Below are 13,457 nucleotides of genomic sequence, written 5' to 3' on the forward strand. Positions count from 1 at the left end.
GAATGCTCGATATGAATGCAGAATGGAAAATTGAATGGCGCAATTTAAGACCGTCAAACGGGGTGCGACTTCATCTTGGCAATGATCTATGGTATAAAGCCGCGCGCTTTCCTGCAATCGTGATTCCGAGCTTCTTGGCTGGGAAGTACGCAGTAGGGCAGGGCGATGAATCCGCAGCGTGCTCGACTTACGGGCGCGATGCTTACTATCAAGCCTTAAAAACACACATGCACCGGCACATGGTCCCGGGTGCCGCTGGCAGCGTCTAACGTGGTCAACGGTCGGATCCATGGGGTGCGTGGAGGCCTAACCCGAGTTTTAGGAGTTCTACCATGTCTCACGTTAATATGCGTGACCTGCTTAAAGCAGGTGCTCACTTCGGCCACCAGACCAAGTACTGGAACCCGAAGATGAGCAAATTTATCTTCGGCGCGCGCAACAAGATTCACATCATCAACCTTGAGCACACCCTTCCGGCGCTGAACGAAGCGATCGATGTGGTCGAGAAGATGGCGGCATCCAACAACAAAATTTTGTTTGTTGGCACCAAGCGCAGCGCTAGCAAGGTAATTAAAGAAGAAGCTAACCGTGCTGGTCAGCCTTTCGTCAACCATCGCTGGTTGGGCGGCATGTTGACTAACTTCAAGACCATCCGTCAGTCCATTAAGCGTCTGCGTGATCTTGAAACCATGCGCGAAGACGGCACGTTCGAGAAGCTGACCAAGAAAGAAGTCTTGATGGCGACTCGCGAGCAGGACAAACTTGAGCGTTCTATCGGCGGTATCAAGAACATGGGCGGCCTACCGGACGCACTGTTCGTGATCGACGTTGACCACGAGCGCATCGCGATCAACGAAGCCAACAAGCTGGGCATCCCGGTTATCGGCGTGGTGGATACTAACTCCAACCCCGATGGCGTTGACTACGTAATTCCCGGCAACGATGACTCTATCCGCGCTATCCAGATCTACGTAAAAGCGATTGCGGATGCGTGTGGCCGTGCCAAAGAAGCCAACGCTCAAGAGTTTGTTGAAGTGACCGAAGAGGCCGCTGCAGCTGAAGACAACACTGCCGCTGAGTAATCGCAGCAGTGGGTGCGGTGAGCAGGTGTGCCGCATCAAGATAAAGGGGGCTTTGCCCCCTTTTTCCCGCTACAGATGAACTGTCTGAGCGGACGAATTTGCCGGCACTCAATACCGGCCCCGTAATACAGAGAGACATAGGGCAGCGTGATACATGATGGTCATTTATCATGCCTATACTCTGTGTTGCGTCTAACTCTCATAGAACCATTTCAGAGGTGAATTCTCATGGCAGCTATCAGCGCCTCTCAGGTCAAGGAACTTCGCGAACGTACCGGTCTCGGCATGATGGAGTGTAAAAAAGCACTCACCGAAGCCGACGGTGATATCGAAGTTGCGATTGAAAACCTGCGCAAAAGCTCCGGCCTAAAAGCAGCGAAGAAAGCCGATCGTATCGCCGCAGAAGGTGTAGTGGTTACGCGTGTAGCGGAAGACGGCAGCTACGGCGTAATGGTTGAAATCAACTCCGAGACCGACTTTGTTGCTCGTGATGACAACTTCATCGCGTTTGCTGACAAAATCGCCGGTGCTTTCTTCACCGCGAAAAGCGAAGATGTTGCCGCCGTTATGGCTGGCGAACTGGAAACTGCCCGCGAGCAGTTGGTTCAGAAAATCGGTGAGAATATCGGTGTGCGTCGTGCCATCGTAGTGAACGCTGTTGACGGTGGTCTGGTAGGCGAGTACGTCCACGGTGGCCGCATTGGCGTTCTGACCGTGCTAACAGGCGGCAATTCGCAAGTCGCGAAAGACGTTGCAATGCACGTGGCGGCGATCAACCCTGCGGTTGCGCATCCTGCCGATATGCCCCAAGAGCAGTTGGATCAGGAAAAAGCGATTATTCTGGCGCAGCCGGATATGGCCGGTAAGCCGGAGCAGATCGCAGAGAAAATGGTTCAGGGCCGCTTGAAAAAGTACTTGGCAGAAAACAGCCTGACCGAGCAGCCGTTTGTTAAAGACCCGAACCAGACTGTGGCTGAGTACGTGAAAGCCGCAGGCGGCGAAGTGGTAAGCTTCACACGCTTTGAAGTTGGTGAAGGTATCGAGAAAGAAGAAGTCGACTTCGCTAAAGAAGTTATGGAACAGGCTGGCCGTCGCTGAGGTCAGAGGTTTCAGAAAAAAGATGGCGTGCGCGTGAGCGCACGCCTTCGCGTATCCGGCCCCTGTATAACCGGTGTTAGTTAGCCGACCCTGATAACGGGTTTATACAGCGGGGCTGCCCCGCCTGCCTGTTTACAGGTCTGCCTCAGGAGAGATGCCATGTCGCGTGATGTTCAAGAACCTACCCCCCATGTAGCACCCAGCAAGGCTGAGGGTTCGAAGTCAAAATACAAACGTATTTTGCTCAAGCTTTCTGGCGAAGCGCTGATGGGTGAACACGATTTTGGTATTGACCCTAAAGTGCTTGACCGGATGGCGTTGGAGATCGGCCAGCTCGTCGGTATTGGGGTACAGGTAGGCATCGTGATTGGCGGTGGTAACTTGTTTCGCGGTGCGGCGCTCAATGAGGCTGGCATGGATCGCGTCACCGGTGACCATATGGGCATGCTGGCGACCGTAATGAATGCGCTGGCAATGCGTGATGCGCTAGAGCGCTCCAATATCCGCTCGCGCGTGATGTCGGCTATCCCAATGAGCGGCGTTGTAGAGCACTACGACCGTCGCACGGCCATTCGCTACTTAACCTCCGGGGACGTAGTGCTGTTCTCTGCAGGCACAGGCAACCCCTTCTTCACCACCGATTCTGCAGCTTGTTTGCGCGGCATTGAGGTGGACGCCGACGTAGTGATCAAGGCGACCAAAGTCGATGGCGTCTACAATAAAGACCCGGTAAAACATCCGGATGCGGTGAAGTACGACCAGCTCTCTTACGACGACGCCCTGGATCAAAAATTGGGCGTTATGGATTTGACCGCTATCTGCCTGGTACGTGACCATAATATGCCGGTGCGGGTATTTGATATGAATAAGCCTGGCGCCCTACTGAATATGGTCGTAGGGGGCAAGGAAGGCACGCTGATATACAGAGGGTAATGACGTGATCAACGATATTAAGAAAGATGCCGATTCGCGCATGCAAAAAAGCGTTGAGGCGCTGCATAGCAACTTCAATAAAATTCGTACCGGTCGTGCTCACCCGAGCATTTTAGACGCCGTTACCGTGGACTATTACGGCAGCCAGGTACCGCTTAGCCAAGTGGCATCGGTCAACGTTGAGGACGCTCGCACGCTGACGATTGCGCCGTGGGAGCAGGGTATGGTGCAGAAGATCGAAAAGGCCATCATGACCTCTGATCTTGGCTTGAACCCGGCCAGTGCAGGCAACGTGATCCGTGTGCCAATGCCGATGCTCACCGAAGAGACCCGCAAAGGTTATATCAAGCAGGCGCGTAGCGAAGCTGAAAACGCTCGCGTTGCCGTGCGTAACGTACGTCGTGATGCTAACGGTGATTTCAAGTCGTTGTTAAAAGATAAAGAGATTACCGAAGACGATCAGCGTGAAGGCGAAGATGCGATTCAAAAGCTGACCGACAAGTATATTGCTGAGATCGATAAAGCGCTGACTGCAAAAGAGCAGGATCTCATGCAGGTATAAACCTGTGCTTTATTCAGCCGCGGGCAGCTTTGGCTGCCCGTTTTGCCACACTCTGGCTGGTTTTTTTATGACTGACCTTTGGTGCGAGAATCCATGACGTCACCGCAGCTTCCTGAAAAACAGCCGGACGACGCCAGCGCGTCTTCTCTGGCCGGGGAGGCCCCGCCGTCTCACGTTGCCATCATTATGGATGGCAATAACCGCTGGGCGCGCGCGCGCGGGCTTTCGGGGGTGCGTGGGCACCGGGCTGGGGTGGAAACCGTTCGTGCGGTGATTCAGCGAGCCGCCGAGCGCGAGGTGCAAACCCTCAGCCTGTTTGCTTTCTCCAGCGAAAACTGGAAGCGTCCGGCCGCAGAGGTCAACGCCTTGATGGAGCTGTTTTTGATGGCGCTTAAGCGTGAAGTCAAAAAGCTCAATGAGCGTAATGTGCGCCTCTCGATCATTGGCGAACAGCGGGGTTTTTCCCACGCCATCCAAAAGCATATTCAGCGTGCTGAAGCGTTAACCGCGGACAATACAGGGATGCATCTGGTGATTGCCGCCAACTATGGGGGGCAGTGGGATATCGCACGGGCGGCGCGCACCTTAGCCGAGCAGGTGGCGGCTGGGGAGTTATCGCCTGAGCAAATCGATGAAGCGTGCTTCGACACTGCAATGGGGACTGATGACGTGCCGCCGGTGGATCTGTGTATACGTACCAGTGGTGAGCAGCGGCTATCCAACTTTATGCTTTGGCAGTTGGCCTATGCTGAGCTGCACTTTTCCCCGCTGCTATGGCCCGATTTCGGTGCGGATGCGTTTGATGCGGCATTAAACGACTTCTGCCAGCGCCGTCGTCGCTTTGGCATGACGGACGAACAAATAGAGGCGCAGGGTGCTTAAACAGCGGATTATCACCGCAGCCTGGCTAGCACCCCTGGTGCTGGCTGGCCTGTTTGGTTTAGACGGCGGCGCTTTTGCGCTATTTACGGCGTTGATGGTGCTACTCGCCACTTGGGAGTGGGCCAATCTGGCGGGCGTTACCCGTACCGCACAGCGTGCTCAGCTAGTGGCCGTGATGGCGGTGTTGATGCTGGTCATGTGGCTGGCCGGAGCTGCCACATCAATATGGCCGCTTTGGTTCTCTGCTGCCGGTTGGCTGGTGAATCTCTACTGGGTAACCCGCTACCCTGCGGCGGGGGAGCAGTGGCAGTCCACCGTGCGGCGCCTGGCGATGGGCCTGTGGGTGCTATTGCCCTGCTGGGTGGGCTTTAACGTTCTGCGTGACATCGGTATGGCTTGGCTGCTGTTTGTGCTGCTGCTGGTTTGGTGCGCGGATATCGGCGCCTACTTTGTGGGGCGACACTGGGGCAAGCGCAAATTGGCTCCCCACGTGAGCCCTGGCAAATCATGGGAGGGCGTATACGGCGGCTTAGCGGCGACCACTATTCTGGCTATTCTCTTTGCGCTGTGGTTGCCGCTGGGCCTGGTGGGTGGAATTACCCTGATACTCATCACCGCCGTGGTCACTTTGGCCTCTGTGCTAGGGGATCTACTGGAAAGCATGCTCAAGCGCCATCGTAATATCAAAGATTCGAGCCAGTTGTTGCCCGGCCATGGCGGTGTGCTGGATCGCATTGATAGCCTCACCGCGGCGATACCGCTGTTTGCACTGTTCTATGTGGAAGTACTGGTTGAGGTGTTTGCTCGGGTGCCGCCGCTATGAGCCAACTCGCTAATAGGCAACGTGTGACCGTGCTTGGCTCGACAGGCTCTGTGGGCACTAGCACGCTGGATGTGATTAGTCGCCACCCAGACCGCTATTGCGTGCATGCCCTGACCGCGCACACCTCAAAAGAGGCTCTGCTAGCGCAGTGCTTGGCGCATCGCCCTGCGGTCGCCGTGTTGGATAATGAGGCCGATGCCGCTTGGCTGCGCCAAGAGCTTAAGCGGGCTGGGCAGTCAACTGACGTGAGCGCAGGCCCAGAGGCGCTGTGCGATGTTGCCCGGGACGCCAGCGTCGACTGCGTAATGGCGGCCATTGTCGGCTCGGCGGGCTTACTGCCTGCCCTAGCCGCTGCGGAAGCAGGCAAGCGCGTGTTACTGGCCAATAAGGAGGCGCTGGTGATGAGCGGCGCGCTGTTTATGGAGGCCGTTTCCCGCTCTGGCGCAACATTACTACCGATTGATTCCGAACATAATGCCATTTACCAGTGTCTACCTGCGGAGCACCGCGGCGGACTTGCCAAGCACGGCGTTCGTCAACTGCTGCTAACGGCCTCTGGCGGGCCGTTTCGTACCTGGAGCCAGGCGGAAATCAATAATGTCACTCCCGAACAGGCCTGCGCTCACCCGAACTGGTCAATGGGACGTAAAATATCGGTGGATAGCGCCACACTGATGAATAAAGGGCTAGAGCTTATTGAAGCCTGCTGGCTGTTTGATGCCACGCCCGAACAAATCCAGGTGGTGGTGCACCCGCAAAGCGTGATTCACTCCATGGCGGCGTATCAAGATGGTTCGGTGATTGCACAGTTGGGTAATCCTGATATGCGCATCCCCATCGCCTACGGGCTAGCGTGGCCGGAGCGCATTGATGCCGGGGTTGAGACACTGGATCTTTTTCAGGTGGCGCGGCTTGATTTTGAAGCCCCCGATGAAACTCGCTTCCCCTGTTTAGGGCTTGCCCGTGAAGCGATGCGGCAAGGTGGCATGGCACCCGTTGTGCTCAACGCTGCCAATGAGGTTGCAGTTGAAGCATTCCTACAGCGTCGAATCGGCTTTACAGCCATTGGGCAACTGGTCGCCGACGTCTTGTCGCGCCCCTATCAAGGCCGTGTTGATAGCCTTGATAGCGTATTAGCAACGGATCAGTGGGCGCGACAGCAGGCGCTGGAACTGGTAACAAAATGATACGCTTAAGCATTCGCTGGGCTGGTCGTTAGAGCGGGGCATTAAGGAGTTCAGTGTGGGCCTTATACAGAATATTTTAGCGGTCATTGTGGTGTTGGGCCTGTTAGTGACCTTCCACGAGTTTGGCCATTTTTGGGTGGCGAGGCGCTGTGGGGTCAAAGTGCTACGGTTTTCTGTAGGCTTTGGTAAGCCGCTATGGTCGCGGGTTGACCGCCACGGCACCGAGTTCGCGATAGCCGCCATTCCGCTGGGTGGCTATGTCAAAATGCTCGATGAGCGTGAGGCGCCGGTTCCGGAAGAGCAGCTTGATCAGGCATTTAACCGCAAAACCGTGTGGCAGCGCATTGCGATTGTGGCGGCAGGGCCAATCGCCAACTTCTTGTTAGCGATTGTGGCTTACTGGGCACTGTTCGTGGCGGGTACCACGGTGGTGTCGCCAATGGTAGGTAGCGTTGCGCCTGACTCGCCCGCCGCCGAAGCCGGACTTGCCAATGGCGATGAAATTGTCGCCATTCAGGGCGATGAGATGCGCTCTTGGGAAGATGTTAACCTCAAACTGGTATCGATTATTGGTTTCAGCGGTGAGCTGGATATAGACGCCCGCCCCGAAGGCGCGAGCGACCCTCAACGTTTTGGCTTATCGGTGACTGATTATTTGGTTCGCCAAGATCCGCCACAGCCGCTGCAATCGCTGGGTATTACTCCTTGGCAGCCGGAATTTCCGGCCGTTTTAGGCCAAGTAGTGAGCGGAGAGGCCGCCGAGCAAGCAGGCCTTGAGGCGGGCGATAGGATGGTGGCGATTAATGGCGAACCAGTGGATGATTGGATGCACTTCGTTAATATGGTGCGAAGTAGTCCTGGTGAAACCCTGCAGCTCACCTATGAACGTAATGGCGAGCAGTCGAGTGTTGATTTAACCCCCGGGCGTAACCGCTTGGACACTGGGGTTGAAATTGGTTATATCGGTGCAGGCGCCGAGCAGGTCGAGTGGCCAGCAGCGTTTCAGCGTGAAATCCGTTACGGCCCTATCGAAGCGTTAGGCCAGGCTGTTTCGCGCACTGGAGAGATGACGCTCTTAACCTTAGATGCCATACGCAAAATGTTTGTCGGGCTTATCTCGCCTTCCAATTTGTCCGGGCCAATCACCATTGCACAGATCTCTGGTGATTCGGCCCGTGCAGGGATGGAAGCGTTTATTGGCTTTCTAGCGTATCTTTCTATCAGCCTTGGGGTACTAAACTTACTACCTATCCCGGTGCTCGATGGTGGCCACTTGCTCTATTATTTTATGGAGGTCGTGCGTGGACGGCCAGTATCCGAAAGAACCCAAGCCGTAGGACTGCGCATTGGGCTTGCCATGGTCGGCACCCTGATGTTGATGGCCCTCTATTTTGATCTGATGCGCCTGTGGTAATGACGCGTGTAGCGCGCAGGATGCCTTGTCATCTGCCTGCACAAATGTATATGGTGCCTTTCTGGAATGATAGGCAGACCAACGCGAGCGAATTGACTGCATGAAAATCAAGACCCTTGGAATGGCGGCACTCTTGCTGGCAGGCGCCAGCGGCGCCCAAGCACAATCCTTTGATGTTTCAGACATTCGAGTGGAAGGACTGCAGCGGGTATCCGCCGCCTCGGTCTTCAATGCATTTCCGGTGAGTGCCAATGAGCGCGTCAGCGAAGAGCAATTAGCTGCTGCTGCCCGTGACTTATTTGCCACAGGGCTATTTGACGATGTCTCCCTGGCGCGCGAAGGCGATGTACTGGTTATTCAGGTCGTCGAGCGTCCGACTATTGCGCGGCTACAGATCAGCGGCAACGATCAAATCTCCGAAGAGGACTTGCGCAATGGTTTGCGTGAATCAGGGCTCTCGGAAGGCCAGGTACTGGAGCTCTCTACGCTGGAAGAGATACAGCGCGAGCTGGAAGGCGTCTACCAGTCTCAAGGTCGCTACAGCGCCAGCATCGATACCGAAGTGGAAGAGGTCGATGAGGGCCGGGTTCAGGTCAATATCAATATCAACGAAGGCGAAGTGGCCAAGATTCGCCAAATCAATATCGTTGGTAACGAAGCCTTTGATGATGAGACGCTGCGTGGCGTGTTTGAGTTAAATGATCGGCCAGGACGCTTTTTCGGCTGGTTCTCTAGCGACGAGTACTCCCGTGAAGCGCTTTCCGGTGATATTGAGCGGCTGCGTTCATTCTACTTGGATCGCGGCTACGTCAACTTCGATGTCACGTCCACTCAGGTATCGATTGGCCCTGAAAAGTCCGAAATCTTTATTACTCTGAACGTCGATGAAGGCGCCCAGTACCGGGTGGGCAATATTCGTTTCGCGGGTGATCTACAGATCAGCGAAAACGAAGCTCGCCAGTTACTCACCGTTAAAGAAGGAGAGATTTTCTCCCGCGGCGATGTGAATGCCTCCACCGAAGCCCTGCGCCAGCGTTTGGGTGCCGAAGGCTTCGCCTTTGCTGATATTCAAGGCGTGCCTGAAATGGCAGGGGACGGTGAAACGGTCGATCTGGTGATTGCTGTCAATCCCGGTGAACGCGCCTACGTGCGTCGTATCGAGTTCTACGGTAATACGACTACTCAGGATGAAGTACTGCGGCGTGAAATGATTCAGTTGGAGGGCGCACCCGCTTCCACCGAAGCCATTACACAATCGCGTCAGCGCCTTGAACGCCTGGGCTTTTTTAGCCAAGTAGAAGTGGATACCCAGCCTGTACCTGGTGAGCCGGATTTACTCGACGTTACTTATAATGTCGAAGAGCAGCCCTCGGGGTCGGTCTCTGCCAGCGTTGGTTTCTCCCAGAGTGCCGGGGTTATTTACGGTGTCGGCTTGTCACAAAATAACTTCTTGGGTACGGGTAACCGGGTCAATGTAGGGGCTCAGCGCAGCGACACCTTTACCAGTGTGAACTTTGGCTTCACTGATCCCTACTGGACGTTGGATGGCATTTCTCGCGGCTACAATGTTTTTTACCGCGAAACAGATTACGCCGATTCGGATATTTCGACGTTCTCGACGGATGCCTATGGTGCCGGTATCAACTTTGGTTACCCCGTAAGCGAACTGTCGCGTCTTAACTTCGGTGCCAGCGTTGAAGACCTAACGGTGAAAACCTACTTCGACACGGCCTCAGAAATTCGTCGCTATGTGGAAGATCAGGGCGAAGATGCGCAAAGCCTGAAGCTGACCGCTAGTTGGACACGCAACAATCTCAACCGCGGTATTATGCCGACCGATGGCAACTATCAGCGACTGTCGCTGGAAACCGGCGTGCCGGGCAGTGATTCGGAGTACTACAAGCTGCGCGCCCGTGCTCAACAGCTCTTCCCGATTAACGATGACGAGTCCTGGGCGTTCAAATTTACCGGCAATGTCGGCTATGCCGATACGCTGGGCGGCAACGATCCCTTCCCCTTCTATGAAAACTTCTACGCGGGTGGTCTTGGCTCGGTGCGTGGCTTCACGTCGAATACGCTTGGGCAGCGCACCACGCCAGCAACCGAAGGCGGCCGTGACCGCACGCTGGGCGGTAACGTTTCAGTAGAAGGTAGCGCCGAGATCATTTTCCCGCTGCCCTTTGTTGAAGATCAGCGCGCGCTGCAAACATCGCTATTCTTGGATGGCGGTAATACCTTCCTGACCTCTTGCTACGATGTGCTTGCAGAAGACGCAGGGCGTCAGCAGTGTAACTCCGGCGTTGATCTAGGCGATTTGCGCTACAGCGCCGGTATTGGCCTCTCTTGGCTGACACCGGTAGGCCCGCTGACCTTTAGCATTGCTGAGCCATTGAACGATAAGAGCGGTGACGACACTCAGTTCTTCCAGTTCTCATTAGGACAAACGTTCTAAAGGGCAAACGTTCTAATTTTGCTAGACCGCGTGCCATGGTGGCGCGCGCTAGCGTGACCTAAGGAGATAACATGATGCGTAAACTGACAGCGGTGGTATGCCTGTTGGGCGCGATGATTTTGCCCGCTCACGCTGCAGAAGTAGCAGTGTTGGATTGGCGAGCAGCATTGATGAATACCCAGTCCGCACAGGCGTCAATGAGTACTCTGGAAGGGCAAATTGGCAATCAGCAGCGTGAAGCGCAAAACCTGGGTAATGAGTTGCAGCAGCTTCAGCAGCGTTTGCAGAACGAAGGCGAAACGATGGCTCAGTCCCAGCGGGAGTCGCTGATTAGCGAGCTTCAGCAGAAAGGCAGCCGTTTTGAACAGCTTCGCCAGGAAGTAATGCAGGCACAGCAGCGTTCCGAGCAGCAGTTTTTAGAAGGCGCCGAGCCTAAGCTGGAACAAGCGGTAGCAGAAGTGCTGGAACGCCATGGTATTGATGTGCTGGTTGAACCCCAGGGCGTACTGCACTCAGGTGTGGATCTGCCCAATGTGACCGATGAAGTCACCCAGATTTTTGATACCTTGAACTAAATTTAAACGCTAATTGGTGTGGTCAGGCCACACCAACGCTTCCCTGGGCTCCCATGACGCACGCTTCTCATCACTTTACCCTCGCAGACATTGCGCGCCAATTGGGCATTGCCGTCAGCGGTAATGCCCAGCAGCCGATACGCGGCTTGGCGACGCTAAAAGAAGCGCAGCCGGATCAAGTGGCTTTTCTGGCCAATCGTGCCTACCTGAAAGATTTGGCGACGACCAAGGCGGCCGCGGTATTGCTGCACCCTGAGCATGGCAAGCACTGCCCGGTAGCGCGTCTGGAAATCGATAACCCTTACTTGGGCTATGCCAAGCTATCGCAGTTGTTTGACCCACTGCCTGCCCGCGATATCGTCGGTATTCACCCCACCGCCGTCGTGGCGGAAGATGCTCAGCTAGGCGCCGATGTCTGCATTCAAGCTCATGCAGTGATTGAATCAGGCGTGGTGCTGGGCGACCGTGTGGTCATTGGGGCGGGCAGCGTGGTGGGAGCCGATACAATTATCGGCGAAGCAACGCGTCTGCACGCCAATGTCACCCTCTGCCATGGCGTGGTTATCGGTAAACGGGGCATCTTGCAAAGCGGCTGTGTGATTGGCGGCGACGGCTTCGGGTTTGCCCACGATGGCGCTGGCTGGCATAAAATCGCCCAATTGGGGGGCGTAGTGCTTGGCGACGACGTTGAAGTAGGCAGTTGCTCCAGCATCGATCGTGGCGCTTTGGGAGATACGGTGATTGGTGATGACGTCAAAATTGATAGTCAGGTACAAATCGCCCATAACGTCATTATCGGTGACCACAGCGCCTTAGCAGGCTGTGTGGGCATTGCTGGTTCGACCAAGGTCGGTAAGCACTGCATGCTGGGTGGTGGGGTCGGTTTATCCGGTCACCTAACCATTTGCGACGGCGTTCAGGTGACAGGTATGAGCCTTGTCACGAACTCAATCCATGAACCGGGGGTCTACTCATCCGGTACTGGCGCCATGGCTAATGCCCAGTGGCGTAAAAACGCGGTGCGTTTTAAACAGCTTGATGACATCGCTAAGCGCCTGGCTCGATTGGAAAAAAAGCAACGTGAATAGTAACGGCTGCATGACTTTTACCCGCTGCTGGTTTGAGACTAGATAACAGCGGGGTATAATCCACAGCCTTTTAACCAGTGCACGTGCTGGTATTTGCCTGACACTCTTCAGGAGCTGCAGGTTTTTGTTATTTTAGAGGTCGCTACGATGGTTATGGATATCAATGAAATTCGCGAGTACTTGCCCCACCGTTACCCCTTTTTGCTGGTGGATCGAGTAACGCAATTAACCACCGGCGAATCCATCGTTGCGTACAAAAATGTCAGCATTAATGAGCCATTTTTTAACGGCCACTTTCCGCATCACCCGATTATGCCCGGCGTACTGGTGATTGAAGCCCTGGCCCAGGTATGCGGCATTCTCGGTTTTAAAACGGTCAATAAACTGCCTGCCGATGGTTATGTGTACTATCTCGTGGGCAGCGATAAAGTGCGCTTTAAACGCCCGGTAATGCCGGGCGACAAGCTCACCTTAGAGGCCGACGTGATTAGAGGTAAACGGGGTATCTGGAAATTTGCATGCCGTGCCACGGTTGACGGTGAGCTGGCCTGCGAAGCAGAAATTATTTGTGCCGAGAGGAAGGTGGCTTGATACATCCGACTGCACTGGTCGACCCGGCGGCGCGCCTTGCCGACGACGTTGAGGTTGGCCCCTTTAGCATCATTGGCCCCGACGTCACGATCGGCGCGGGCTCCGTGATAGGCCCTCATGTGGTGGTTAAAGGCCCCACCTCGCTAGGCGAACGTACGCGTATCTTTCAGTTTGCCTCGGTAGGTGAAGACTGTCAGGACAAAAAATACGCAGGCGAACCCACGCGGTTAGTGATGGGCGACGATAATGTGGTCCGTGAAGGCGCCACGATTCATCGAGGCACCGTTCAGGATCGCAGCGAAACCACCATTGGTTCGCGCAACCTGTTTATGGCCTACGTGCATGTCGGCCATGACTGCGTGATTGGTAACGACTGCATTTTAGCCAATCAGGTTACCTTGGCGGGCCATGTCACCGTCGGTGATCATGCCATTCTGGGTGGGTTGGCGGCAGTGCATCAGTTCTGTCACTTTGGCGATCACGCCATGGCCGGTGGTGGCTCGATTATCACCAAGGACACACCCGCCTATATCATGATTAATGGCAACCCTGCCGAAGCGCGTGGACTCAACCTAGTGGGCTTAAAGCGCCGCGGCTTTAGCCGCGAAGCAGTTAGCGCCTTAACCACCGCCTATAAAATGGTTTATCGCCAGGGGCTGACTACAGAGCAGGCGCTTGTCGAAATGCGTAGCCGCTTTGATTTGCCCGAGATCGAGCATTTCGCCGCCTCCATTGAGCGTTCTACCCGCGGCATCACCCGTTAACCCATG

General features: G+C 55.2%; 14 protein-coding genes. All 14 read left to right on the forward strand.

The features are described from left to right. Window positions 1-2 precede the first annotated feature (2 nt). The 14 genes from RO22_RS02440 (at window position 3) to lpxA (ending at window position 13,451) form a co-directional block, all read left to right on the forward strand. Window positions 3-269: a hypothetical protein gene (locus RO22_RS02440; RefSeq protein ID WP_027957764.1), complete on the forward strand. Its 267-nt coding sequence runs from the start codon at window positions 3-5 to the stop codon at window positions 267-269. A 63-nt stretch (window positions 270-332) separates the two neighbouring features. Beyond that, on the forward strand, window positions 333-1,082 hold the full coding sequence (gene rpsB, locus RO22_RS02445) for a 30S ribosomal protein S2 (protein WP_009288627.1): 750 nt from the start codon (window positions 333-335) through the stop codon (window positions 1,080-1,082). A gap of 228 nt (window positions 1,083-1,310) precedes the next feature. Then, window positions 1,311-2,180: a translation elongation factor Ts gene (gene tsf, locus RO22_RS02450; RefSeq protein ID WP_009288628.1), complete on the forward strand. Its 870-nt coding sequence runs from the start codon at window positions 1,311-1,313 to the stop codon at window positions 2,178-2,180. Between the two features lie 159 nt (window positions 2,181-2,339). Further along, window positions 2,340-3,113, forward strand: a complete 774-nt coding sequence (gene pyrH, locus RO22_RS02455; protein ID WP_007111718.1) for a UMP kinase — start codon at window positions 2,340-2,342, stop codon at window positions 3,111-3,113. Between the two features lie 4 nt (window positions 3,114-3,117). Next, entirely contained in the window at window positions 3,118-3,675 is a 558-nt protein-coding gene (gene frr, locus RO22_RS02460) for a ribosome recycling factor (RefSeq protein WP_009288629.1), read from the forward strand. 93 nt (window positions 3,676-3,768) lie between these two features. Then, window positions 3,769-4,557, forward strand: coding sequence for a polyprenyl diphosphate synthase (uppS, locus tag RO22_RS02465; protein WP_022520193.1), 789 nt, complete (start codon window positions 3,769-3,771; stop codon window positions 4,555-4,557). Beyond that, window positions 4,550-5,380 carry a phosphatidate cytidylyltransferase gene (locus RO22_RS02470; RefSeq protein ID WP_009288631.1) on the forward strand — a complete coding sequence of 277 codons (831 nt, stop codon included), beginning with the start codon at window positions 4,550-4,552 and terminating at the stop codon, window positions 5,378-5,380. The genes uppS and RO22_RS02470 overlap by 8 nt, the downstream gene beginning before the upstream one ends. Then, the gene (gene ispC, locus RO22_RS02475) at window positions 5,377-6,567 is read left to right on the forward strand and encodes a 1-deoxy-D-xylulose-5-phosphate reductoisomerase (RefSeq protein WP_022520192.1); all 1,191 of its coding nucleotides are present in this window, start codon (window positions 5,377-5,379) and stop codon (window positions 6,565-6,567) included. Before RO22_RS02470 ends, ispC begins: the two co-directional genes overlap by 4 nt. A gap of 55 nt (window positions 6,568-6,622) precedes the next feature. Then, a complete protein-coding gene (rseP, locus tag RO22_RS02480) occupies window positions 6,623-7,981 on the forward strand; it encodes an RIP metalloprotease RseP (protein WP_041157516.1) in 1,359 nt (452 codons plus the stop codon). A 100-nt stretch (window positions 7,982-8,081) separates the two neighbouring features. Continuing rightward, window positions 8,082-10,433 carry an outer membrane protein assembly factor BamA gene (bamA, locus tag RO22_RS02485; protein ID WP_411572272.1) on the forward strand — a complete coding sequence of 784 codons (2,352 nt, stop codon included), beginning with the start codon at window positions 8,082-8,084 and terminating at the stop codon, window positions 10,431-10,433. A gap of 74 nt (window positions 10,434-10,507) precedes the next feature. Further along, a complete protein-coding gene (locus tag RO22_RS02490; RefSeq protein ID WP_027957768.1) occupies window positions 10,508-11,008 on the forward strand; it encodes an OmpH family outer membrane protein in 501 nt (166 codons plus the stop codon). Between the two features lie 53 nt (window positions 11,009-11,061). Next, a complete protein-coding gene (lpxD, locus tag RO22_RS02495) occupies window positions 11,062-12,096 on the forward strand; it encodes a UDP-3-O-(3-hydroxymyristoyl)glucosamine N-acyltransferase (protein ID WP_009288490.1) in 1,035 nt (344 codons plus the stop codon). A 147-nt stretch (window positions 12,097-12,243) separates the two neighbouring features. Further along, entirely contained in the window at window positions 12,244-12,687 is a 444-nt protein-coding gene (gene fabZ, locus RO22_RS02500; RefSeq protein WP_022520189.1) for a 3-hydroxyacyl-ACP dehydratase FabZ, read from the forward strand. Continuing rightward, the gene (gene lpxA, locus RO22_RS02505) at window positions 12,684-13,451 is read left to right on the forward strand and encodes an acyl-ACP--UDP-N-acetylglucosamine O-acyltransferase (protein ID WP_022520188.1); all 768 of its coding nucleotides are present in this window, start codon (window positions 12,684-12,686) and stop codon (window positions 13,449-13,451) included. The genes fabZ and lpxA overlap by 4 nt, the downstream gene beginning before the upstream one ends. Window positions 13,452-13,457: the final 6 nt, after the last annotated feature.

Source organism: Halomonas sp. KHS3, from assembly GCF_000830495.1.
Classification (GTDB): domain Bacteria; phylum Pseudomonadota; class Gammaproteobacteria; order Pseudomonadales; family Halomonadaceae; genus Vreelandella; species Vreelandella titanicae.

Bases quoted from the DNA above. Each gene is read 5' to 3' on its own strand.
- ispC (WP_022520192.1), top strand. From the start codon at position 5,377: ATGAGCCAACTCGCTAATAGGCAACGTGTGACCGTGCTTGGCTCGACA.
- pyrH (WP_007111718.1), top strand. From the start codon at position 2,340: ATGTCGCGTGATGTTCAAGAACCTACCCCCCATGTAGCACCCAGCAAG.
- bamA (WP_411572272.1), top strand. From the start codon at position 8,082: ATGAAAATCAAGACCCTTGGAATGGCGGCACTCTTGCTGGCAGGCGCC.
- RO22_RS02490 (WP_027957768.1), top strand. From the start codon at position 10,508: ATGCGTAAACTGACAGCGGTGGTATGCCTGTTGGGCGCGATGATTTTG.
- tsf (WP_009288628.1), top strand. From the start codon at position 1,311: ATGGCAGCTATCAGCGCCTCTCAGGTCAAGGAACTTCGCGAACGTACC.
- uppS (WP_022520193.1), top strand. From the start codon at position 3,769: ATGACGTCACCGCAGCTTCCTGAAAAACAGCCGGACGACGCCAGCGCG.
- fabZ (WP_022520189.1), top strand. From the start codon at position 12,244: ATGGTTATGGATATCAATGAAATTCGCGAGTACTTGCCCCACCGTTAC.
- RO22_RS02440 (WP_027957764.1), top strand. From the start codon at position 3: ATGCTCGATATGAATGCAGAATGGAAAATTGAATGGCGCAATTTAAGA.
- lpxD (WP_009288490.1), top strand. From the start codon at position 11,062: ATGACGCACGCTTCTCATCACTTTACCCTCGCAGACATTGCGCGCCAA.
- rpsB (WP_009288627.1), top strand. From the start codon at position 333: ATGTCTCACGTTAATATGCGTGACCTGCTTAAAGCAGGTGCTCACTTC.